This window comes from Allobosea sp. P4_H5 (assembly GCF_056400825.1).
In genome coordinates, this window is the sequence record NZ_JBFUKM010000009.1 from 72,509 (window position 1) to 93,192 (window position 20,684).

The following is a 20,684-nucleotide window of genomic DNA, read 5'->3' on the forward strand; positions in this document are numbered from 1 at the left end:
CTAGAGGCTGGAGGCGAGGGGAGTGGAGGCGCCGCCGGCGGCAGAGCTTTCGAGGCAGGCCATGATGAAGGCGAGGCCGGCAACGCCGTCCTCGATCGAGGGCGTCAGCTTCGCCATGTCCGTGATGGGCTTGAGGCCGCGCCGCGCCAGGATGAGGTCGGCGAAGCCGCAATAGAGATTGGCGATCGCCTCGATCAGCCCCTCAGGATGACCGGGGCGCGACAGCCGGGTCGCGTCCCGCGCTGCGGCCGAGAGATCGGGCCTGCCGGCGCCGGTCACGACGATGTCGCCGTTGAGCCGGCCCAGCAGCAGTTCATTGGGGGCGCCATGGCTCCAGGCGAGATGGCCGGTCTCGCCGAAGACCCTGATGACGAACAGGTTGGAGGCGCCGGCGGCGGCATTACTGACTTCGATCCGGCCGCGAGCGCCGCCGGCCTGCCGGAAGCGGATCTGCGCGATGTCGTGGACCTTGCGGCCGGGGACCAGCGTCCCGACGTCGGCCGAGACCGTTGCCATCGCCTCGCCGGTGACAAAGCTAACAAGATGATGCGCATGGGTGCCGATATCGCCGAGGACGAGCGAGGGGCCGCTGATCTCGGGATTGAGGCGCCAGCGTGCCGCGCCCTCGGGCGTCGCCTCGACCAGTGTGGCATTGCCGCCGGCGAGGTAGTCGATCTGGATGAGGCGCACCGCTCCGATCTGCCCGTCGAGGATGCGCGCGCGCATCTCGCGCAGCATCGGATAGCCGGAATAGGTGTGCGTCAGCGCCACCGCGACGCCGCTCTGGCGCGCCAGCGCTGCAAGCTCGCGCGCCTCGGCGAGATCGTTGCACAGCGGCTTCTCGACCATGACGTCGAGCCCGGCCGCGAAGGCGACCTTGCAATAGGCGGTGTGGCTGTCGTTCGGCGTGATGATGGCGAGGGCCTCGATGCCATCCGCGCGCGCTTTCTCCCGCGCCAGCAACTCGTCGAGCGAACCATAGCAGCGCTCTTCGGGGAGGCCGATGGCGAGACCTTCGCGACGCGAGCGCTCGGGCTTCGACGACATCATGCCGGCGACGAGGCTGAAGCGGCCGTCGAGCGCAGCCGCCATGCGATGCGCCGGGCCGATCATCGAGGGCGGGGCGCCGCCGAGAATGCCGAGGCGGATCGGCCGCCCGAGGGCGGTGAGGACGGGATTGCCTTCGCTCATGGTTTCAGCCCCAGAATGCGGTCGAGCTCGTCTGATGGCGCGGAGCGGCGCATGCCTGCGTCGAAGTCGCGCTGTGTGGTCCGGATGATGTGATCGGCGATGAAGCGCGCGCCTTCGCGGGCACCGTCGAAGGCGTTCTTCAGGCAGCACTCCCATTCGAGCACGGCCCAGCCGTCATAGCCGTAGCGGGTCAGGCTGCTGAAGATGCCGGCAAAGTCGATGTCGCCGTCGCCCAGGCTGCGGAAACGGCCGGGGCGGTCGATCCAGTCGCCATAGCCGCCATAGACGCCACGATCCGGGCTCGGGCGGAATTCGGCGTCCTTGACGTGGAAGGCCGCGATGCGGGCGTGCCAGCGGTCGATGAAGCCGAGATAGTCGAGATGCTGCAGCCTGAGATGACTGGGATCGTAGAGCAGCCTGGCGCGGGGATGATGGTCGACGCGCTCGAGGAAGGCGGCAAAGGTCGCGCCGTCATGCAGGTCCTGCCCCGGATGCAGCTCGAAGCAGATGTCGACATCGAGGCTGTCGGCGTAATCGAGCAGCGGGCGCCAGCGCGCCGCCAGCGCCGCAAAGCCGCGCTCGATCAGGCCGGGCGGGGTCGGCGGATAGGGATAGAAGAACGGCCAGAGCAGGCTTCCCGAAAAGGTCGCGAGCTTGCCGGCGCCGATGCGTGCCGCGAGCGTGATGGCGCGCTGCAACTCCTGCTCGGCCCATTGTTGGCGCGCCGCCGGACTGCCGCGCAAGTCGGCGGGTGCGAACGCGTCCATGACGCCATCATAGGCCGGATGGACCGCCAGCAATTGGCCGGCGCGATGGGCCGCGATCTCGCTCACCACCAGGCCGCGGCGCTCGATGATCGCGCGCAAGCTGTCGATGTAACCGCTCTCTTCCAAGCGCTCCGTGTCGACGATTGCCCTGTCGTGGACCGGCACCTGCAGGGCCTTGAAGCCTTCCTGTATCGCGAAGCGGGAAACGCCGTCTATATCGGAAAATAAAGGCGCCGGGCCAAGATATTGGGCAATGAACAGGCCCGGGCCGCGAATGGTTTTCAACGGTGTCACACCCCAATGCCTCCATGCGGAGAAGCGATGATAGCGCTTACACCGGGCAGGGCAAGTGAGTTTGACGCCCCGCAATCGCGGGCGCAGAGCTGCTACGCACGCGAAGTCATGAGCTGCGCCGCCTTTTCGGCGATCATCACTGCCGGTGCGTGGGTGTTGCCCGAGACGATCGTCGGCATGATCGAGCAATCGACGACGCGCAAGCCTTCGAGACCGTGCACGCGCAGCTCAGGATCGACCACCGCCATCGCATCGGTGCCCATTTTCGCGGTTCCGACCGGATGGAAGATGGTGGTGGCGATGTCGCCTGCTGCCTGGGCGAGCTCATTGGGCTCCTGAACGGCGATCCCGGGCTTGAGCTCTTCCGGCTTGAACGCCTGCATCCGCTGTGTCGCCATCAGGCGTCGCGCCGCTGTGATCGAGGCGGCGGCCACCTCGCGATCGCTGTCGGCGGAGAGATAATTCGGCGCAATGTTCGGATGCGCGAACGGATCGGCCGAGGCGATCCGAACATGGCCGCGCGAATCCGGCCGGAGATTGCAGACCGAGACCGTGATCGCCGGAAAGGCGTCGAGGGGTTGGCCGAAGCGTTCCAGCGAGAGCGGCTGGACATGAAATTCGATGTTGGGCGTGGCGAAACGCTCATCGGAGCGCATGAAGATGCCGAGCTGGCTCGGCGCCATCGCCATCGGTCCCGAACGGCGCAGGGCATATTCGAGAGCGATGCCGGCCTTGCCGAACAGGCTCGCCTGACGCTCGTTCAGCGTCTTCGCGCCCGTGATCCTGAAGACGGTGCGGATCTGGAGATGGTCCTGCAGGTTCTCGCCGACGCCAGCCAGCTCGTGCTGGACGGCGATGCCGTGCTGCGACAGCAGCGCGCCAGGCCCGACGCCGGAGAGCTGCAGCAATTGCGGCGTGCCGATCGCGCCGGCCGAGAGGATCAGCTCGCCGGCGGCATCGACCTGGACAGGCTCGCCCTTGAGGCGCAGCTCGAGCCCGCTCGCGCGTTTGCCGGAGAAGACGATGCGCTCGGCCTGCGCCTGCGTCAGCACCGTCAGATTGCTGCGCTTGCGCACCGGGTTCAGGAAGGCGCGCACCGCGTTGAAGCGGAAGCCGGCCTTCTGGTTCACCTCGAAATAGGCCGAGCCGAAATTGTCGCCGGCGTTGAAATCGTCGATCTTCGGCACGCCGATTTCCTCGGCGGCCTCGCGCACGGCATCGAGGATCGGCCAGGACAGGCGCTGGCGCTCGACCCGCAGCTCGCCCTCCTGGCCATGGAACGCACCGCCCAGGCTGTGATGCCGCTCGGATTTTCGGAACAGCGGCAGGACCTCGTCCCAGCCCCAGCCGGGATTGCCGAGCTGGCGCCAGCCGTCATAGTCGGCCGCCTGACCGCGCATGTAGATCATGCCGTTGATCGACGAGCAGCCGCCGAGGACCTTGCCGCGCGGATAGGCGAGCGAGCGGCCGTTGAGGCCCTTTTCCTGCGCCGTGCTGTAGCCCCAGTCGGTCCTGGGATTGCCCATGCAGTAGAGATAGCCGACCGGGATATGGATCCAGTGGTAATTATCCGAGCCGCCGGCCTCGAGCAGCAGCACGCGCTTGCGCGGATCGGCGCTGAGGCGATTGGCGAGCACGCAGCCCGCCGACCCCGCGCCGACGATGACATAGTCCCAGGAACCGAGATGGCGACGGATGCTCAAGCGACCTCCGATCGACAATGCTGCCATTGCGCTGGGATCGTCGTAGCAAGATCGTCATGGAGCCGGTAGCGCGCATCGCTCAACGTTCCGTCTGGGCGAAAGCGCGCTGCGGATCTTGGAGGCCGGAGAAGATCCGAATCATGTTGGAAGGCGCGCGCGGCGACGGGAACAGGAGCCGTCTTGCGGCCTTTCGGCGCTCATTTTCAGACGCTCTTGGAAATCACAGGGAGCGTACGCGCAAAACGGAGAAGGTTCTGCCCGCCCGCCTTGCGGGGCTCGGCATTCTCACGACCATTCTACCCCGCCCGCCTACGCGGGTCGGGCGACAGGTCATCTACGATGCGGAAGGAAAAACCTTCGGCCTCAAGGGCTTGGTAGAACCCTTGAGAAAAATGGTGCCCAGGAGAGGACTCGAACCTCCACGCCCTTGCGAGCGCCAGCACCTGAAGCTGGTGCGTCTACCAATTCCGCCACCTGGGCAACGGCGGTTCGTTTACGGGGGCCGAACGGACCTGTCAACGGGCGAAGCCGGCTTTATTGACAATAGTGTATCGGCCGCGGGGCGGGCGGCGTCGCGCCGCCTTCACAGCCGCGTTGCGATGAACTAGGACAGGCATAATAGGCCCAGTTTTCAGCGCTTCCAAACGGAGCTTCGCGTCATCATGACGGTCCTGCCTCCCGCTTCGCAACTCGTCACGGTCTTTGGCGGCTCGGGCTTCCTCGGGCGGCATGTCGTGCGGGCGCTGGCGCGGCGCGGCTATCGGGTGCGCGCTGCCGTGCGCCGCCCGGATCTTGCCGGCTTCCTGCAGCCGCTCGGCATTGTCGGCCAGATCACTGCGGTCCAGGCCAATCTGCGCTATCCCGATTCGGTCGCGGCCGCTGTCCAGGGCGCCGACGCAGTGATCAACCTCGTCGGCATCATGCGCGAGAAGGGCCGGCAGAACTTCTCCTCGGTGCAGGCGCAGGGTGCGCGCACCGTGGCGCAGGCCTGCGCCAATTTCGGCGTCGAGCGGCTGATCCAGGTTTCGGCGCTCGGCGCCAGTGCCGACTCGACCTCGGTCTATGCCCGCAGCAAGGCCGAGGGCGAGGCGGCGGTCCATGCCCTGGTCAAGCAGGCGATCGTACTGCGTCCCTCGGTGATGTTCGGGCCGGAGGACACGTTCTTCAACCGTTTCGCCTCGCTGCTGCGCATGCTGCCGGTGCTGCCGCTCGCCGGTGCCGAGACCAAATTCCAGCCGGTCTTCGTCGGCGACGTCGCCGAGGCGATCGCGCGCGCCGTCGACGGCAAGGCCGAGGCCGGCAAGGCCTATGAGCTCGGCGGTCCCGAGGTGAAGACGCTGCGCGAGCTGGTCGACTATGTCTGCGAGGTCACCGGCCGCAAGCGCCTGATCGCGCCGGTGCCCTTCGGCCTCGCCCGGCTGCAAGGCCAGATCCTCGAACTCGCGGACATGCTGACGCTCGGCATCCTGCCGAGCGAGCTCATCCTGACGCGCGATCAGGTCAACCTGCTCGGGAGCGACAATGTCGTCTCCGCGACGGCAGAGAAGGAAGGCCGCACCTTGCACGGGCTCGGCATCACGCCGGTCTCGGCCGAGGCCGAGGTGCCGGGCTATCTCTGGCGCTTCCGCAAGGCCGGCCAGTTCGCCACTGCCCGCGCCAGCTGAGCCCCGTCAGGGCAGCAGCACCAGCTTGCCGGCCGTGCGCCGGCTTTCCAGCGCCGCATGGGCAGCGCTGGCCTGTGCCAGCGGGAAGCTTTCACCGGGCAGCAGCCTGAGTTCGCCGGAGATCGCGAGCCTGAACAGCTCGCCGAGATCGCCTGCGAGGCGCTCGGGTGCCAGATGCGGCAACAGCGAGAAGCCGGCGATCGTGCGATTGCCGAAGATCAGGGTCTTCAGCGCCTCGGCGTCCGGTCGGAAGTCGGCAAGCGAAAGCGGGCCGTAGAGCACGAGGCGGCCAAAGGGCGCGAGCAGTGCCAGGCACTGCCCTGGAATGTCGCCGCCGGAGGCGTCGAAGATCAGGTCGGGACCGGCACCGTCGGTCGCGGCGCGAACTTGCTCCGGCCAGTCGGCTTGCGTGTAGTCGATGCCGGCATCGGCGCCGAGGTCCCGTGCCAATGCCAACTTCTCGGCCGAGCTCGCCATGGCGATGACCCGCTTGGCGCCGTCGCGCTTGGCCAGCTGGACCAGCAGGCTGCCGACACCGCCGGCTGCGGCGCTGATCAGGACAGTCTTCCCCGTTGCCGGGTGGCTGCGCAGCAGGTGCAGCGCGGTCAGGCCCTGGACCTGCAGCGCGGTGGCGGTCGGGAAGGAGATCTCGTCCGGCAGGCGTACGACGACATTGGCTGAGATCGCGACCTGTTCGGCATAGCCGCCGCTCGGCACGCCGGCGACATAGAGCGCGGCGGCGACGCGGTCGCCGACCGAGAGGCTGGTGACGCCTTCGCCGAGCGCGGCGATCGTGCCGGCGATCTCGACGCCGGGAATGAAGGGCAGCGGCGGCGTCACTGCATAACGGTCCTGCCGCATCATCACCTCGAAGAAATTGACGCCGACGGCGCCGACCGAAATCAGCACTTCGCCGAGGCGGGGCGATGGCGCAGCGATCTCGACGATCTCGAGCACGTCGGGGCCACCGAAGCGGCTGTACTGGATGGCTTTCATGGATAGGCCTCACGCGAAGGGGATGAGCGTGGGCTGCGTTCTGGGCTAGGATGCCGGCCGATGACTACACACCGATTTGTTTGCAGCAGACCAAGAGGTGAGCATGGCCGACCCGATGAAGCGCCTGCCGATGTTGCCGGTCGAGCGGGCGCTCAAGGTGATCTCCGGCCGCTGGAAGGCCGTGATCCTCTACCAGCTCTTCGACGGTCCCAAGCGCCTTTCGGAGCTGCAGAAGCGCATTCCGCCGATCACGCAGAAGGTGCTGATCCAGCAATTGCGCGAGATGGAGGAGCACGGGCTCGTCAGCCGCGAGGTCTTCCCGCAGGTACCGGCACGCGTCGACTATGCGGCGACGCCACTCGGCCAGAGCCTCGCCCCGGTGATCGCGACCCTGTGCGACTGGGGCCGCCGCCATGCCGCCGATCTCGGAGAGCTCGATGCCCTGTCTGAATGCCGCTACCGCCCCGGAGCGCGGTCCGAGGCGGCGTGAACGACGATTTGTTGCGAGCCAGTCGACTCGCCCCGGTAGACGTCTCAGAGCATGCTGGGCAGGACGCGATCCGGCGGCTTATGCCCGTCCATGAAGGTCTTGATGTTGACGATGACCTTCTCGCCCATGTCGGCGCGGCCCTCATGGGTAGCCGAGCCCATATGCGGCAGCACCACGACGCGATGCTGGCGGGCGAGCTTGAGCAGGCGCGGATTGACCGCCGGCTCATGCTCGAACACGTCGAGGCCGGCGCCGGCGAGCTCGCCCGCTTCCAGCATGCGCGAGAGCGCGGATTCGTCGACGATCTCGCCGCGCGCCGTGTTCACCAGGATGGCGTCCGGCTTCATCAGCTTGAGCCGGCGGGCCGAGAGCAGGTGATAGGTCGCCGGCGTGTGCGGGCAGTTGACCGAGACGACGTCCATGCGCGCCAGCATCTGGTCGAGCGAATCCCAATAGGTCGCGTCGAGCGCTTCCTCGATGCGCGAATCGAGCCGGCGGCGGTTGTGGTAGTGGATCGACAGGCCGAAGGCGGCGGCGCGCTTGGCCAGTGCCTGGCCGATCCGGCCCATGCCGACGATGCCGAGGCGCTTGCCGGTGATGCGGCGCCCCAGCATCCAGTTCGGCGACCAGCCGGCCCATTCGTCGTCGGTGATGATGCGGGCGCCCTCGGCGATGCGCCGAGCGACGGCGAGGATCAGCGCCATCGTCATGTCGGCGGTATCGTCGGTCAGCACACCCGGCGTGTTGGTCACGGTAATGCCGCGCTGCACCGCGCTGGCGACGTCGATATTGTCGACGCCGTTGCCGAAATTGGCGATCAGGCGCAGTTGCTCGCCGGCCTGGGCGATCAGCCCGGCGTCGATCTTGTCGGTCACGGTCGGGACCAGCACGTCGGCGGTCTTCATCGCCTCGACCAAAGCGGCCTGACTCATCGGCGTGTCGTCGAGATTGAGCCTGGCGTCGAAGAGCTCACGCATGCGCGTCTCGACCACGGCCGGCAGCTTGCGCGTAACGACGACCAGGGGCTTTTTCTTCGTCATGGCGGCTCCTTGATGCCCCTCAGGCTCCGATAGTGCCGGCGCTGCGCCCGGCCGGGCGCGACCAGTGGCCGCAGCGTCGCCATTCCGCCTCAACCCCCCATTAACCGAGGCGCATCAGGAATTGAGTCGGGCCGTTTCGACGGTCGGCAGCCGTTTCGTTCTCTAGCAGCGTTGCGGCGGAACACAACCTGACCCTTTGGTGCGAATGTGCCGGAAGCGGGGCAGGCGAGGAGTAGGTGGGATGACGGTTCAGACGATGCGCAGTGCGCTCGGCCTTCTGGTTGCGGCGGGCCTGGCCTTGCTGGCGATGCCGGGCTCGGCCCAGGAAGTCGCCAACGGCCCGGTCTCCGGCCTGCCGCTGCCGCGCTATGTCAGCCTGAAGTCGGACCGGGTCAATCTGCGCGAGGGGCCGTCGAAGGAGCATCGCACCAGCTGGGTGTTCCAGCGCGCCGGCCTGCCGGTCGAGATCACCGCCGAATTCGAGACTTGGCGCCGCGTGCGCGACGCGGACGGCACCGAGGGCTGGGTGCTGCACAGCCTGCTCTCGGGGCGGCGCACCGTGCTGGTCTCGCCCTGGTCGAAGAACAAAAGCGAGGCCTTCTCGCTGCGCGAAACGACCAGCGAGAGCGCGCCGGTGGTGGCGACCCTCGAGCCCGGCGTCATCGCCAATGTGCAGTCATGCCAGAATGCCTGGTGCCGCGTCACGGTGAGCAAGATGTCCGGCTACATCAAGCAGGACCGGCTCTGGGGCGTCTATCCCAACGAAACCGTGCAGTAGGGGGCTGTGATTTAAAGTACGCGTGTCGTCCCGGGCGACCGGAGGGAGACCCGGGACCCATTCCGGAACCTCTTTCGGAAAGGCTCAGGAATGGATCCCGGATCGGCGCCGCTTCGCGGCTTGTCCGGGATGACACGCTGATTGCGGTCGAAGCCCCAAAACACGCCCGCGCCGTGGCAAGCCTCAGCCGCCGATCTTGCGCAATCTGACGACGACGTCGACCCGGCTGATTTCGTAGCCCTGGGGCGGCGGGGGCAATTCGGCAACGTCGACCGCCGAGGCCGGGATGTCGATGACCTTGTCCTCGCCATCGACGACGAAATGGTGATGGTCGCTATTGTCGGTGTCGAAGAAGGTCTTGGCGCCGTCGATCGCGAGCTCGCGCAGCAGGCCAGCCTGCGTGAACTGGTGCAGCGTATTGTACACCGTCGCGAGCGAGACCGGCACGCGCGCCTTCATCGCCTCCTCGTAGAGCATCTCGGCGCTGATGTGCCGATCGCCCTTGGCGAAGAGCAGCCAGCCGAGCGAGACGCGCTGGCGCGTCGGCCGCAGGCCCACCCGGCGCAGCTTCTGACGCACATCGTGGAAGGGGCAGCCCTGCCGTGCGTCCGCTCCGTAGCCCTGGTCCTGCGTCAGGCCGTCCATGCCGCGCGTCGTCTCCGTGAAACCGGTCCCCATGATCGGGATGTCATCGTTTAGATTCGATGTAAGGCCTTGGTTGCCCAGCCGCAAGCATCGCGGCGCTGCTGACAGGCTCCGGCACCGGACGTTGGCAGGAAACGGGCTTCGATCTTCCACGGTTCAACCGCCCCTGCGCACTTCCGTTCCGCCGCGACACCGTGTTAGGCACGTGGCATCGGGAGTTGGCCGCCGGATGCATGGGCGGCCGGAATGGAGTGAAGTCGGATATGGAGCGGCAATCGTCATTCAGCTACGAGGATATCCTCGCTTGCGGGCGCGGTGAGCTCTTCGGGCCGGGCAATGCGCAGCTGCCGCTGCCGCCTATGCTGATGTTCGACCGCATCGCCGAGATCAGCGAGACCGGCGGCGCGCATGGCAAGGGCATGGTGCGCGCCGAGCTCGACGTCCGGCCGGACCTCTGGTTCTTCGACTGCCACTTCAAGGGCGATCCGGTGATGCCGGGCTGCCTCGGCCTCGATGCGCTCTGGCAGCTCACCGGCTTCTTCCTCGGCTGGCTCGGCCTGCCGGGCCGCGGCCGGGCGCTCGGCGTCGGCGAGGTCAAGTTCGCCGATCAGGTGCTGCCCTCGGTCAAGCACGTCGTCTACGGCGTCGATTTCAAGCGCGTCTTCAAGTCCAAGCTCGTCCTCGGCATCGCCGATGGCTGGCTCGAGGCCGACGGGAAGCGTATCTATACCACCACCGATATGCGCGTCGGCCTGTTCAAGCCCGAAGCAGCCTGAGCAAAATAAGCCCGATGCCTTGCCTTCGCCGGCCGCGCGGTCCATTTGCGCGGTAGGCGATCTATTACAGGTCCGGGGTTGGCCTCCCGGCCCGTCACCAAAGAGCCGGAGAAGCAGCATGAGACGCGTTGTGGTCACCGGGATGGGCATCGTCTCGTCCATCGGCAACAATACGCAGGAAGTGCTGGCCTCGCTGCGCGAGGCCAAGTCCGGCATCTCCTATGCCCAGGATTTCGCCGAGCACGGTTTCCGCAGCCGCGTCGCCGGCGTGCCCACGCTCGATCCTGCGACCGTGCTCGACCGCCGCGCGATGCGTTTCCATGGCGGCGGCTCGGCCTGGAACCAGGTCGCGATGGAGCAGGCCATCCGCGACGCCGGTCTCGAAGATAAAGAGATCAGCCATGACCGCACCGGCATCATCATGGGCTCGGGCGGCCCCTCGACCCGCGCGCTGATCGACGCCTATGACAAGGCGCGCGAGAGCGGCTCGTCCAAGAAGGTCGGTCCCTTCGCCGTGCCCAAGGGCATGTCTTCGACAGCCTCGGCGACGCTCGCCACCTGGTTCAAGATCAAGGGCGTCAACTATTCGATCTCCTCGGCCTGCGCGACCTCGAACCATTGCATCGGCAACGCCTATGAGCTGATCCAGTGGGGCAAGCAGGACGTGATCTTCGCCGGCGGCTGCGAGGAGCTCGACTGGACGCTCTCCGTGCTGTTCGACGGCATGGGCGCGATGTCCTCGGACTTCAACGAGACCCCCGCCGTTGCTTCGCGCGCCTATGACGCGAAGCGCGACGGCTTCGTTATCGCCGGCGGCGCCGGCGTCGTCGTGCTGGAGGAGCTCGAGCACGCCAAGGCCCGCGGCGCCCGCATCTATGGCGAGATCGTCGGCTATGGCGCGACCTCGGACGGCTACGACATGGTCGCCCCGTCCGGCGAGGGCGCGGTGCGCTGCATGAAGATGGCTCTCGACGGCGTGAAGGCCAAGATCGACTACATCAACCCGCACGGCACTTCGACCCCGGTCGGCGACGCCAAGGAGATCGAGGCGATCCGCGAAGTCTTCGGCGCCGGCGAGAAGAGCCCGCCGATCTCGGCGACGAAGTCGCTGACCGGCCATTCGCTGGGTGCCACCGGCGTGCAGGAGGCGATCTACTCGCTGCTGATGCTCAACAACGATTTCGTCTGCGAAAGCGCCCATATCGAGGAGCTCGACCCGGCCTTCGCCGACATGCCGATCGTGCGCAAGCGCATCGACAATGCCGGCCTCGGCTGCGTGCTCTCCAACTCCTTCGGCTTCGGCGGCACCAACGCCACCATCGTGATGAAGCGGCTCGAAGCCTGAGGCGCGGGCCATGCTCTTCATGGTGATCGAGCATTTCGACCAGGCGCGGGTGAAGGAGATCTACGCCCGCTACCATGAGCATGGCCGGATGATGCCCGAGGGCCTGACCTATATCGACAGCTGGATCTCGGCGGATTTTGCCCGCTGCTTCCAGGTGATGCAGTGCGACGACGTCACCAAGCTGCAGGAATGGGTATTGGCCTGGGGCGATCTCGCCCGTTTCGAGATCGTGCCGCTGGCGAGCTCGAAGGACACCGCGGCGGCGGTGAAGAAGCACCTCTGACGTGACAGAGGTCGTCTAGACGATTATATGCATCGTCTAGACGGAGCATCTGATGGCGTTTCATATTCGTGATCCCGAGACAGATCGCATCGTGCGCGCTTTGGCGGCAAAAACTGGCGCGACGTTGACTGATGCCGTCCGCAAGGCGGCGGAAGAAAAGCTGGCGCGCGTCGAGCGGAACGATGAAACAGTCGATCTGCGGCCGTTGCGTGAACGCATCCGCGACATTCAGGAGCGCGTCGCGGCCCATGGCAAAACCGGGTTGAAAGCTGACAAGGCCTTCTTCGATTGGCTGTCGGGCGACGAATGATTTTCGTCGACGCTTCCGCTCTGACCGCTGTGATGGCTGGCGAGCCCTCGGCCGATCGCGTGCTTGATTGCCTGGAAAGCGACGCGGCCTTCTTCACGTCGCCCGTCGCCATCTACGAGACGGCGCTCGCCGTCGCGCGGATTGCCAACTACTCGGTCGCCGAGGCTCTGGGCGAGGTGCGCGACCTGGTCGGACGTGCGCGGATCGCTATCGAGGACATTGGCGACGCTCATGCCGATGCGGCGCTGGCAGCTTTCGCCCGCTTCGGCAAAGGCCGGCATCCTGCGGCATTGAACATGGGCGACTGCTTCGCTTATGCATCCACGACGCTGCGCAATGCAGCAATTCTGTTCGTCGGCCATGATTTCAGCCGAACCGACCTCCGCGCGGCGCTCGCCGAATGATGACGTGAAAGTCCAGACATGCTCCCCCTGATGCACAACAAGCGCGGCCTCGTCATGGGCGTCGCCAACCAGAATTCGATCGCCTGGGGCATCGCCCGGACCCTGCATGCGCATGGCGCCGAGATGGCCTTCACCTATCAGGGCGATGCGCTCGGCAAGCGCGTCAAGCCGCTGGCCGAGAGCATCGGCTCGAAGCTGGTGATTCCCTGCGATGTCGAGGACGTCACGACGGTCGATGCCGCCTTCGCCGCGATCGACGAGGCCTGGGGTGGCGATCCCGAGCGCAACACGCTCGATTTCCTGATCCACGCCATCGGCTTCTCCGACAAGAACGAGCTCAAGGGACTCTATGCCGACACCACCCGCGAGAATTTCTCGCGTACCATGGTGATCTCCTGCTTCTCGTTCACGGAAGCTGCGAAGCGCGCCGCCGAGCGCATGCCGCAAGGCGGCAGCATGATCACGCTGACCTACAGCGGCTCGACCCGCGTGATGCCGAACTACAATGTCATGGGCGTCGCCAAGGCGGCGCTCGAAGCCAGCATGCGCTACCTCGCCGCCGATTACGGGCCGAAGGGCATCCGCGTGAACGCGCTCTCGCCCGGGCCGGTGCGGACGCTTGCCGGTGCCGGCATTTCGGATGCGCGAGCCATGTATTCCTGGCAGCGCGCCAACTCGCCACTGCGCAAATCGGTGACGCTGGACGAGATCGGCGGCTCGGCGCTGTATTATCTCTCGGACCTGTCCGGGGGCGTCACCGGCGACATCCATCATATCGATGCCGGCTACCACATCACCTCGATGCCGGTGCTGGACGGACTGCGTGCCGCCGATACCGGCAACGGCGACTGAGTCGGCCAGGCCCTTCCGCCGCTCGCGCGGCAGGGCTATCCTCCTCTCCGGTGGAACCTTGGGCGCATGCCGTCGGTTCGATCAGTGAGCCATGGAGGACGCTCATGGTCATGGTGAAGTACGAGATCGTCCAGCACGATGGCGGCTGGGCCTACAAGGTCGGCGAAGCTCTCTCCGAAACCTTTCGCTCGCACGATGCGGCGCTCAAGGCAGCCAACAAGGCCGCTGCCCGCCAGAAGCGGCCGGGTGTCACCGATGGCATCGTCTATCAGGACGCCAAAGGCGAATGGCACGAAGAGCTGGCTGATGGCCGTGACCGACCGAACACAAGGATCGTCGACGGCGAGTGAGCCGTCATTCTCGGGCGGAGCAAAGCGCAGACCCGAGAATCTCCCGACCAGAGGGCGCTGATTGGAGTTTCATCCTGCCTGAGATGCTCGGGTCAAGCCCGAGCATGACGTGCGCATGGTCGCTTATCGCTGCGTGAAGAAGGTCAGCAGGACCTTGCCCTTCTCGCCGATGAGGCAGAGGAAGCGGCGCGGCTTGTCGGATTTGTCGGTCTTCAGATAGGCCTCGCCCATGATGATGCGCGTCACCGGGGTATCCTCGACCTTGGTCTCGGCCACGGCGATCGTCAGCCCGTCCTCGTCGATATAGATGTCCTTGATCTCGGGCTCGCGGGCCGTCAGCGCCGCCATTGCGGTCGCCTTGCAGGCGGACAGTTCCGGCGAGGACGGTTTTTCGACGGGCGCCGGAGAAGCGGGCGCGGCGTTCTGAGCGAACGCCGGAGTGGCGAGCAGGACGAGAAGCGCGGTGGTGCAGGCGGTCTTGCGGATCATCGTTGAACCTCGGTTGTTGCCGAGGTTCAAACGCACAGCCGCGAAACTGGTTCGACTCAGCCGTCGAGAGCCTGCCGGAGATCGGCGATCAGGTCGTCGGCATGTTCCAGCCCGATCGAGAGGCGGACCAACCCGTCACCGACGCCCATGCTGGCGCGCACCTCCGCCGTGAAGCGCTGATGCGTCGTCGTCGCCGGATGGACGATCAGGCTCTTGGCGTCGCCGAGATTGTTGGAGATGCGGATCAGCTTGAGCCGGTTGAGGAAGCGGTAGGCCGCGTCCTTGCCGCCCGCGACCTCGAAGGCGATCAGCGTCGAGGGGCCGCTCATCTGCCTGGCGATGATCTCGGCCTGGGGATGGTCGGGATCGCCGATGAAGGCGACATGCGGCAAGTCCTTGCGGCCCTTGAGCCAGGTCGCGACCGCCGTCGCGTTCTGCGCCTGCTGGCGGATGCGCAGGGGCAGCGTCTCCAGCGCCTTCAGCATCACCCAGGCGTTGAACGGCGACAGGGCCGGCCCGGTCTGGCGCAGATAGGTCTGGATATCGGCCTCGATCAGCGCTTTCGAACCGAGGATGAGGCCGCCGAGGCAGCGGCCCTGGCCGTCGATGTGCTTGGTGGCGGAATAGACGACGAGATCGGCGCCGAGTTCGAGCGGGCGCTGGAACAGCGGCGTCGCGAAGACATTGTCGACCACGAGGATGACGCCGGCCTCCTTGGCGATCGCGGCGACGGCGGCGATGTCGATCACCTCCAGCGTCGGATTGGCCGGGCTTTCCAGGAAGAACAGCTTGGTGTTCGGCCTGATCGCGGCGCGCCAGGCGGCAGGGTCGGTGCCGTCGACCAGCGTCGACTCGACGCCATAGCGCGGCAGATGGTCCTCGATGACGTAGCGACAGGAGCCGAACAGGGCGCGCGCCGCGACGACGTGATCGCCGGCCCGGACCGGGGCCATCACTGCCGCGGTGACGGCCGCCATGCCGGTCGCGGTGGCGCGGCAGGCCTCGGCGCCCTCGAAGGTCGCCATGCGCTGCTCCAACATGGCGACGGTCGGGTTGGACAGGCGCCCGTACTGGAAGCCCGGATCGGTGTTGAGGAAGCGGCCCTCGGCCTGCTCGGCGCTGTCATAGACATGGCCTTGGGTCAGGAAGAGAGCTTCCGAGGTCTCGCCGAACTGCGAACGCAGCGTGCCGGCGTGGACGAGCTGGGTTTCAGGGTGCAGCGCTGCCGCGCCGGTCGCGTCGTTCGCCATGATATCTCGTCCGGTTCGTTCGGTATAACGGACGAAGGGAATATCACTGCCGCTTGCGTTCGTAAAGGCGAACGAATTTTCTGCATGGGGAACGCCGAGGCGCGCGTTCGGCGTTCCTCCATTCCATGGCCGATGCGCTCAGGCGGCGAGGATGCGCTCGCTCTCGGTCATCGCCTCGCCGATGTTCGGGCGGCCCTTGCCGGTCATGATCAGGTCGCGAAGGCTGCCTTCGACATACATGCGCCAGCCCTGCGAGCAGGCCTCGAAGCATTCATAGGTCGGCACCAGGCCGCGATGGGTGAAGGTGACCTCGGTGACGCCGTCCTTGTCGCTGATGTCGAAGACGATGTCCGTGTCCTTCCACTCGGTCTCGTCCCGGGTGAAGCTGAAATAGTTGTCGAGCACGTGCCAGACGATTCTCTTGCCGGGAGCCGCCTCGATGATCGCGATCCTGCAGCGATGCAGGTCCTGGTAGCGGTAGGCGAAGATGTCGCCGACATGCTCGGTGCCACCGCTGATCTCCTGTGACCACCAGCCGCGCACATTGGCGATGGCGGCGAAGACGGCGTCCGGCGATTGCGGGACGGTGAAGCTGAGGGTGTAGTCGCGGCTGGTCATGGCGTTCTCCTTTGCGTGATGCGATGGGAGAACCCTAGCCGGATGCTTCAGACGGCTGAGAGTAACAAGTCGGGCGCGAAATCGATCCGGATTTGCGGCAGGTCGGGCCTCTGGCACGGCCGCGGCAGCAGCCATCCGCCGGGTCGCTATCCGCGATTGCCCTCGCGCAGATGCTGACGGTCGAGAGCCAGAGCCAGAAGGCTCGCGACGATTTCGACGAGCGTGCCGGGCTGCGGCGGGCGCTCCTCAGGGTCGAACGCCAGCCCGATGACGGCCCGGCTGCCAGCGGAGGTCATCACCGGCCAGAAATCGAAGCGCGCGGCATCGAACGGATAGACGTCCGCGACGGAAACCTTGCCGGTCGTCAGGGACGAGCGCGCCGACTCGATATCGATCGGGGCAGGTTCGATGCCGCCGCGTCTCAGGACGAGATCGACCGAACTCTCCGACATCAGCATCAGGACGGCGGGGACCTTGAAGAGCGCTTCAAGCGCATCGGCCGTGCGGGAAAAGATCGCCTCCGCGGTATCAGCTACGGCGAGCTCCCGGCCATAGGACCGGACGAGCGCTGCCTGTCGCCTGCCAAGCGCTGCATCGTCCGCCCTGCGCCGGGCGGTCGATGCCACGGCGCTCGCGATCACGCCGACGACGAAGAGCAGGCCGATCGCCCAGATATTGGCGGGGTCATCGACGCGCAGCGTCAGGCGCGGCTCGGTCAGGAAGAAGTTGTAGGCGAGCGCCCCGAAAATGGCCGAGCACAGCGACGGGCCGAGGCCGAAAGCGACGGCCGCGACGAGCACGGGCACGACGAAGACAAGGGACAGGTTCGGAATCGTCACCGCGCTGTCGACCCCGACCGCCACCACCGTCGCCATCGCGGTCATCGCCAATGTGACGAGGTAGCGAACGACGACAGGAGCGTTGGACAGCTGCAAAGCGGGCAGGGTATCGGGCTCGGGGAGAAGCTTGAACTCCTGCGGAGAACTCTGAGCGCTCATTGCGATGCCTCCTTATGCCGTTACCCATGCCTCCGTAGGCGCATCGGTATGGTCGGCGGCGATCCGGCCTTCGAGGCAGGAGGGCGAATGATCGCTCACAACGACGTCAGCCCGCCATACGATCCGGCTTCGGGTCGCATAAAGCCTATATAAGCGCTCTTGAACCGCGTGGCGGTGGATAATTGGAAGCTGCGCTTCGACTGAAGCTGAGCTCTCAGATCGCCGCGCCGTCGCTGACGATGTCCGCGCCGAGGTCGACGCGCACCGCCCGCACGATCTGCGCTTCGGCTTCAGCACCGCGCCGGCGTGGATGCGCAGCCGAGATCTTGTGCTCGGCGATGATCTGGCCGGGCGCGCCGGAGAGCACCACGACCCGGTCGGCGAGATAGGCGGCTTCGTCGATGTCGTGGGTGACGAACAGCACGGTCTTGCCGGTGCGCCGGCGAACTTCGATCAGCTCGTCCTGCAAGGTCTCGCGTGTCAGCGCGTCGAGCGCCGAGAAAGGCTCGTCCATCAGCAGGATCTCGGGCTCGACCGCGAGCGCGCGCGCCAGCGAGACGCGCTGGCGCTGGCCGCCGGAGAGCTGGTGCGGCCAGCGTTGGGCGAGATGGCCGAGGCCGACGAGGTCGAGCATCTGCTGCGCCTTGGCGAGGCGCTCGGTCCTCGGCTTCTGGCCTTCCAGGCCGAAGCCGACATTGGCGATCACGCTGCGCCACGGCAGCAGCCGCGAATCCTGGAAGACCAGCGCGACCGGCCGGCGGGTGTTGTCCCTGGCGTTGATCACGACTTCGCCGCCGCTCGGACGGGCGAGGCCGGCGATGACGCGCAGCAGCGTCGACTTGCCGACGCCGGAGGGGCCGACAATGGCGAGGAACTCGCCTGGTGCCACCGAGAGGTTCAACTTGCGCAGGACCTCGGTCGCTTCGCCGTCGCGGGTGAAGGTGAGCGACAGCTCCTTGATGTCGATCACGCTTTCCAACGCAGCACCCATCCCTGGAAGGCGACGAACAGCGTGTCGAGCAGGCCGTAGAGCGCCGCCATGGTCAGCATGTAGATCACGACGAGATCGGTCGCGAGCAGGCTGGAGGCCTGCATCATGCGCTGGCCGACGCCGGCGACGCCGAAAATCTCGGCTGCGACCACCGCCATCCAGGCCTGGCCGAGCGCGGTGCGCACGCCGATCAGGATGCCGGGCAGTGCCGCCGGCAGCAGGATCTTGCTGAGGCGCTGCAGCGGCGAGCGGAAGCCGAAGGCATCGGCGACCTCGATAAGGTCGCGGTCGACGCCGCGGATCGCTCCTTGCGCCGCGAAGAAGACGATCCAGAACACGCCGATCGCGATGATGAACACCGCCGCCTGCGGGTTGACGCCGAACCAGATGATCGCGAACGGCACCCAGGCGAGGCCGGGGATCGGCCGCAGCAAACGGACCACCCAGGCGGTCGTTTCCTCGGCGATCCGGGACATGCCGGTGAAGACACCGAGCGCGATGCCGAGGCCGGCGCCGGTGAAGAGGCCGATGAAATAATGGCCGAGCGAACCCATGATCGCCGTGAGCCAGGCGCCGGACTTCACCTCGCGCAGGAAGGCGCTGGGCAGGGCGCTCGGGCCCGGCAGGAAGGCCGGATTGACCAGGCCGAAATAGGGGATCGCCTCCCACAGCAGGAGGAAGGCGACGAGGCCCGTCAGGGCGAGGGCCGGAGCCCGCAGTGAACGCAAATCCGTAGTCCCGTCAGCCCTTGAGCGCGCGCTCGTAATACTGCGTCTCGAACAGGCCGTCGAACGGAAGTTCCTTCTCGAGCGAGCCGAGCTTGACCTGGTAGGCTTGCATGGCGCGGGCCGGTGCGATGATCTTGCGCGGGTCGATCTCGAAGCGGGTCGCCGGCGAGGTCAGCGCCTTCTCGATCAAGGCGGGGTCGACGATACCCTTGCCGAGCGCGGCGCCGACATGGGGCGCGGCCTTGGCGGGCGTCTTGACCAATACGTCGGCGGCCTTGACCAGACCCGACACCAGGCCTTGCACAGCGGCGGCGTTCTTGGTGGCGAAGGCGCCGGAGACGGCGACGACCGTGCCGGGCTGGCCGGGGAAGACGTCCTCGCCGCCGGCGATCAGCTTGATGGCGGGGTTGCGGGTCTGGATGATGGTGAGGGCCGGCTCGCGCACAATCGCGCCCTCGACGGCGCCGGCGAGCACCGCCTGCTGCGTCGCGTCGATGCCCATCGGCACCACCTCGACATCGCCCTTGTCTGCCTTGGCGACCTCCCAGAGCCAGTACTGCAGCACGGTATTGGGCACCGAGCCGGCCGGCTGGGTGGCGAGGCGCGCCGGCTTGCCGGTCGCGGCCTTGTGCGCCTTGAAGGCGGCTGCCGCGCTCGTGCCCGTCGTGAAGAACTTCGCCAGAGCGGAGGCGGCGACGAAGACGTTCTCGCCGGTCGCGGTCGAGGCGACGACGCGGATGTCGACGCCGCGCGAGCGTGCCACGGCGAGCGGGGCGACGCCGGCGACGTAAAGGTCGATCGTGCCCGAGGCGAGCGCCTGGATCATGTTCGGGCCGGATTCGAACACTGTGAACGTCGGCGTGATGCCGGCCTGCTTCAGCCAGCCCTCGCCATTGGCGACGAAGATCGGGGCGGTGCCGATGACCGGGATATAGCCGATCCGGGCCGGGACCGCCTCCTGGGCGCGAGCGCCGAACGGCAGCGTGGCAGCGAGCGACGAGCCGGCGAGCAGGAACTGGCGGCGGTCCATGATCTAATTCCCCAGATGGTGTGTGATATCTAGCCTATTGACGTTTGATAAAAGGATTTTCTATCTAAAGACAAGCATCGCCCTTCAAAAAGAAGAAAATTCTCCGTAGCCAAGGTATGGCAAAGGAATTTTCTCTACCAGTGTGGACTGAGAGATGGACGCCATTGATCGCAAGATTCTGACTGTGCTGCAGGCAGACTCCAATATCTCGATTGCGGAGCTCGCCGATCGGGTCGGGCTGTCGCAGACCCCATGCTGGAAGCGCATCCAGCGCCTCGAGCAGACCGGGGTGATCATCAAGCGCGTCGCCCTCGTCGCGCCGGAAAAGATCGGGCTCGGGCTCACCGTCTTCGTCCAGATCGAGACGGCCGATCATTCCGGCCCCTGGCTGGAGAAGTTCGCCCAGAGCGTCGCGGCTATGCCGGAGGTGATCGAGTTCTACCGGATGGCCGGCGACGTCGATTACATGCTGCGCGTCGTCGTCGCCGACATGGCCGCCTACGACACCTTCTACAAGAAGCTGATCGAAACGATCCCGCTCAAGAACGTCACCTCGCGCTTCGCCATGGAGCGGATCAAGGCGACGACCGCCTACAAGGTGCCGGATCTGCCGAAGGCGTCGTAGGCTTCATTGCGAGGAGCGCAGGCCCGCCATCGCATGCCGGGTACTTGCCCCGGCGGGCGCGCTCCCG

General features: G+C 66.4%; 24 protein-coding genes and 1 tRNA gene. 11 read left to right on the forward strand and 14 right to left on the reverse strand.

The window, feature by feature from the left end; translation table 11 throughout:
- The 4 genes from AC1DS0_RS19190 to AC1DS0_RS19205 form a co-directional block, all read right to left on the reverse strand.
- Positions 1 to 1,191: a Gfo/Idh/MocA family protein gene (locus tag AC1DS0_RS19190; protein ID WP_476815881.1), complete on the reverse strand. Its 1,191-nt coding sequence runs from the start codon at positions 1,189 to 1,191 to the stop codon at positions 1 to 3.
- On the reverse strand, positions 1,188 to 2,243 hold the full coding sequence (locus tag AC1DS0_RS19195) for a sugar phosphate isomerase/epimerase family protein (protein WP_476816063.1): 1,056 nt from the start codon (positions 2,241 to 2,243) through the stop codon (positions 1,188 to 1,190). Before AC1DS0_RS19195 ends, AC1DS0_RS19190 begins: the two co-directional genes overlap by 4 nt.
- A gap of 101 nt (positions 2,244 to 2,344) precedes the next feature.
- Complete coding sequence (locus AC1DS0_RS19200) at positions 2,345 to 3,949, reverse strand: GMC family oxidoreductase (RefSeq protein ID WP_476816064.1); 1,605 nt, start codon at positions 3,947 to 3,949, stop codon at positions 2,345 to 2,347.
- 399 nt (positions 3,950 to 4,348) lie between these two features.
- A tRNA-Leu gene (locus AC1DS0_RS19205) sits at positions 4,349 to 4,435 on the reverse strand.
- 182 nt (positions 4,436 to 4,617) lie between these two features.
- Between AC1DS0_RS19205 and AC1DS0_RS19210 the strand changes: the two genes are divergently transcribed.
- Positions 4,618 to 5,619, forward strand: a complete 1,002-nt coding sequence (locus AC1DS0_RS19210; protein WP_476815882.1) for a complex I NDUFA9 subunit family protein — start codon at positions 4,618 to 4,620, stop codon at positions 5,617 to 5,619.
- A gap of 6 nt (positions 5,620 to 5,625) precedes the next feature.
- Here AC1DS0_RS19210 and AC1DS0_RS19215 read toward each other — a convergent pair whose 3' ends face one another.
- On the reverse strand, positions 5,626 to 6,615 hold the full coding sequence (locus tag AC1DS0_RS19215) for a quinone oxidoreductase family protein (RefSeq protein WP_476815883.1): 990 nt from the start codon (positions 6,613 to 6,615) through the stop codon (positions 5,626 to 5,628).
- Between the two features lie 103 nt (positions 6,616 to 6,718).
- Here AC1DS0_RS19215 and AC1DS0_RS19220 point away from each other — a divergent pair, with 103 nt between their 5' ends.
- Complete coding sequence (locus AC1DS0_RS19220; protein ID WP_476815884.1) at positions 6,719 to 7,105, forward strand: winged helix-turn-helix transcriptional regulator; 387 nt, start codon at positions 6,719 to 6,721, stop codon at positions 7,103 to 7,105.
- Positions 7,106 to 7,149: 44 nt separating this feature from the next.
- On the opposite strand, the gene AC1DS0_RS19225 is transcribed toward AC1DS0_RS19220, so the two are convergent.
- Positions 7,150 to 8,145 (reverse strand): 2-hydroxyacid dehydrogenase, encoded by a 996-nt coding sequence (locus AC1DS0_RS19225; protein WP_152015058.1) that lies wholly within the window; start codon positions 8,143 to 8,145, stop codon positions 7,150 to 7,152.
- A gap of 241 nt (positions 8,146 to 8,386) precedes the next feature.
- On the opposite strand from AC1DS0_RS19225, the gene AC1DS0_RS19230 reads away from it, so the two are divergent.
- Positions 8,387 to 8,923, forward strand: a complete 537-nt coding sequence (locus AC1DS0_RS19230; RefSeq protein ID WP_476815885.1) for an SH3 domain-containing protein — start codon at positions 8,387 to 8,389, stop codon at positions 8,921 to 8,923.
- A gap of 183 nt (positions 8,924 to 9,106) precedes the next feature.
- Here the strand turns inward: AC1DS0_RS19230 and irrA are convergent, their stop codons facing one another.
- Positions 9,107 to 9,568 (reverse strand): iron response transcriptional regulator IrrA, encoded by a 462-nt coding sequence (irrA, locus tag AC1DS0_RS19235; protein ID WP_476816065.1) that lies wholly within the window; start codon positions 9,566 to 9,568, stop codon positions 9,107 to 9,109.
- Positions 9,569 to 9,831: 263 nt separating this feature from the next.
- On the opposite strand from irrA, the gene fabA reads away from it, so the two are divergent.
- From fabA to AC1DS0_RS19270, 7 genes are all read left to right on the forward strand, one after another.
- Positions 9,832 to 10,344: a 3-hydroxyacyl-[acyl-carrier-protein] dehydratase FabA gene (fabA, locus tag AC1DS0_RS19240; RefSeq protein WP_476815886.1), complete on the forward strand. Its 513-nt coding sequence runs from the start codon at positions 9,832 to 9,834 to the stop codon at positions 10,342 to 10,344.
- A 118-nt stretch (positions 10,345 to 10,462) separates the two neighbouring features.
- Positions 10,463 to 11,689 (forward strand): beta-ketoacyl-ACP synthase I, encoded by a 1,227-nt coding sequence (fabB, locus tag AC1DS0_RS19245; protein ID WP_476815887.1) that lies wholly within the window; start codon positions 10,463 to 10,465, stop codon positions 11,687 to 11,689.
- 10 nt (positions 11,690 to 11,699) lie between these two features.
- Entirely contained in the window at positions 11,700 to 11,972 is a 273-nt protein-coding gene (locus AC1DS0_RS19250; RefSeq protein ID WP_326874344.1) for a DUF3303 domain-containing protein, read from the forward strand.
- 52 nt (positions 11,973 to 12,024) lie between these two features.
- Positions 12,025 to 12,282 (forward strand): type II toxin-antitoxin system VapB family antitoxin, encoded by a 258-nt coding sequence (locus AC1DS0_RS19255; RefSeq protein ID WP_476815888.1) that lies wholly within the window; start codon positions 12,025 to 12,027, stop codon positions 12,280 to 12,282.
- Positions 12,279 to 12,686, forward strand: coding sequence for a type II toxin-antitoxin system VapC family toxin (locus AC1DS0_RS19260; protein ID WP_476815889.1), 408 nt, complete (start codon positions 12,279 to 12,281; stop codon positions 12,684 to 12,686). The genes AC1DS0_RS19255 and AC1DS0_RS19260 overlap by 4 nt, the downstream gene beginning before the upstream one ends.
- A gap of 18 nt (positions 12,687 to 12,704) precedes the next feature.
- The gene (gene fabI / locus AC1DS0_RS19265) at positions 12,705 to 13,538 is read left to right on the forward strand and encodes an enoyl-ACP reductase FabI (protein WP_152015065.1); all 834 of its coding nucleotides are present in this window, start codon (positions 12,705 to 12,707) and stop codon (positions 13,536 to 13,538) included.
- Positions 13,539 to 13,642: 104 nt separating this feature from the next.
- Positions 13,643 to 13,888, forward strand: a complete 246-nt coding sequence (locus AC1DS0_RS19270; RefSeq protein ID WP_476815890.1) for a DUF2188 domain-containing protein — start codon at positions 13,643 to 13,645, stop codon at positions 13,886 to 13,888.
- 123 nt (positions 13,889 to 14,011) lie between these two features.
- Here AC1DS0_RS19270 and AC1DS0_RS19275 read toward each other — a convergent pair whose 3' ends face one another.
- The 7 genes from AC1DS0_RS19275 to AC1DS0_RS19305 form a co-directional block, all read right to left on the reverse strand.
- Positions 14,012 to 14,377 carry a hypothetical protein gene (locus tag AC1DS0_RS19275; RefSeq protein ID WP_476815891.1) on the reverse strand — a complete coding sequence of 122 codons (366 nt, stop codon included), beginning with the start codon at positions 14,375 to 14,377 and terminating at the stop codon, positions 14,012 to 14,014.
- A 56-nt stretch (positions 14,378 to 14,433) separates the two neighbouring features.
- Positions 14,434 to 15,627: an O-succinylhomoserine sulfhydrylase gene (gene metZ, locus AC1DS0_RS19280; RefSeq protein WP_476815892.1), complete on the reverse strand. Its 1,194-nt coding sequence runs from the start codon at positions 15,625 to 15,627 to the stop codon at positions 14,434 to 14,436.
- A gap of 138 nt (positions 15,628 to 15,765) precedes the next feature.
- On the reverse strand, positions 15,766 to 16,245 hold the full coding sequence (locus AC1DS0_RS19285; protein ID WP_476815893.1) for an SRPBCC family protein: 480 nt from the start codon (positions 16,243 to 16,245) through the stop codon (positions 15,766 to 15,768).
- A 146-nt stretch (positions 16,246 to 16,391) separates the two neighbouring features.
- Entirely contained in the window at positions 16,392 to 17,243 is an 852-nt protein-coding gene (locus AC1DS0_RS19290) for a DUF4118 domain-containing protein (RefSeq protein WP_476815894.1), read from the reverse strand.
- 214 nt (positions 17,244 to 17,457) lie between these two features.
- Positions 17,458 to 18,234: an ABC transporter ATP-binding protein gene (locus AC1DS0_RS19295; protein ID WP_476815895.1), complete on the reverse strand. Its 777-nt coding sequence runs from the start codon at positions 18,232 to 18,234 to the stop codon at positions 17,458 to 17,460.
- On the reverse strand, positions 18,210 to 18,962 hold the full coding sequence (locus AC1DS0_RS19300) for an ABC transporter permease (protein WP_476815896.1): 753 nt from the start codon (positions 18,960 to 18,962) through the stop codon (positions 18,210 to 18,212). The genes AC1DS0_RS19295 and AC1DS0_RS19300 overlap by 25 nt, the downstream gene beginning before the upstream one ends.
- A gap of 13 nt (positions 18,963 to 18,975) precedes the next feature.
- The gene (locus AC1DS0_RS19305) at positions 18,976 to 19,992 is read right to left on the reverse strand and encodes an ABC transporter substrate-binding protein (RefSeq protein WP_476815897.1); all 1,017 of its coding nucleotides are present in this window, start codon (positions 19,990 to 19,992) and stop codon (positions 18,976 to 18,978) included.
- A gap of 154 nt (positions 19,993 to 20,146) precedes the next feature.
- On the opposite strand from AC1DS0_RS19305, the gene AC1DS0_RS19310 reads away from it, so the two are divergent.
- Positions 20,147 to 20,617 (forward strand): Lrp/AsnC family transcriptional regulator, encoded by a 471-nt coding sequence (locus tag AC1DS0_RS19310; protein ID WP_164547550.1) that lies wholly within the window; start codon positions 20,147 to 20,149, stop codon positions 20,615 to 20,617.
- Positions 20,618 to 20,684: the final 67 nt, after the last annotated feature.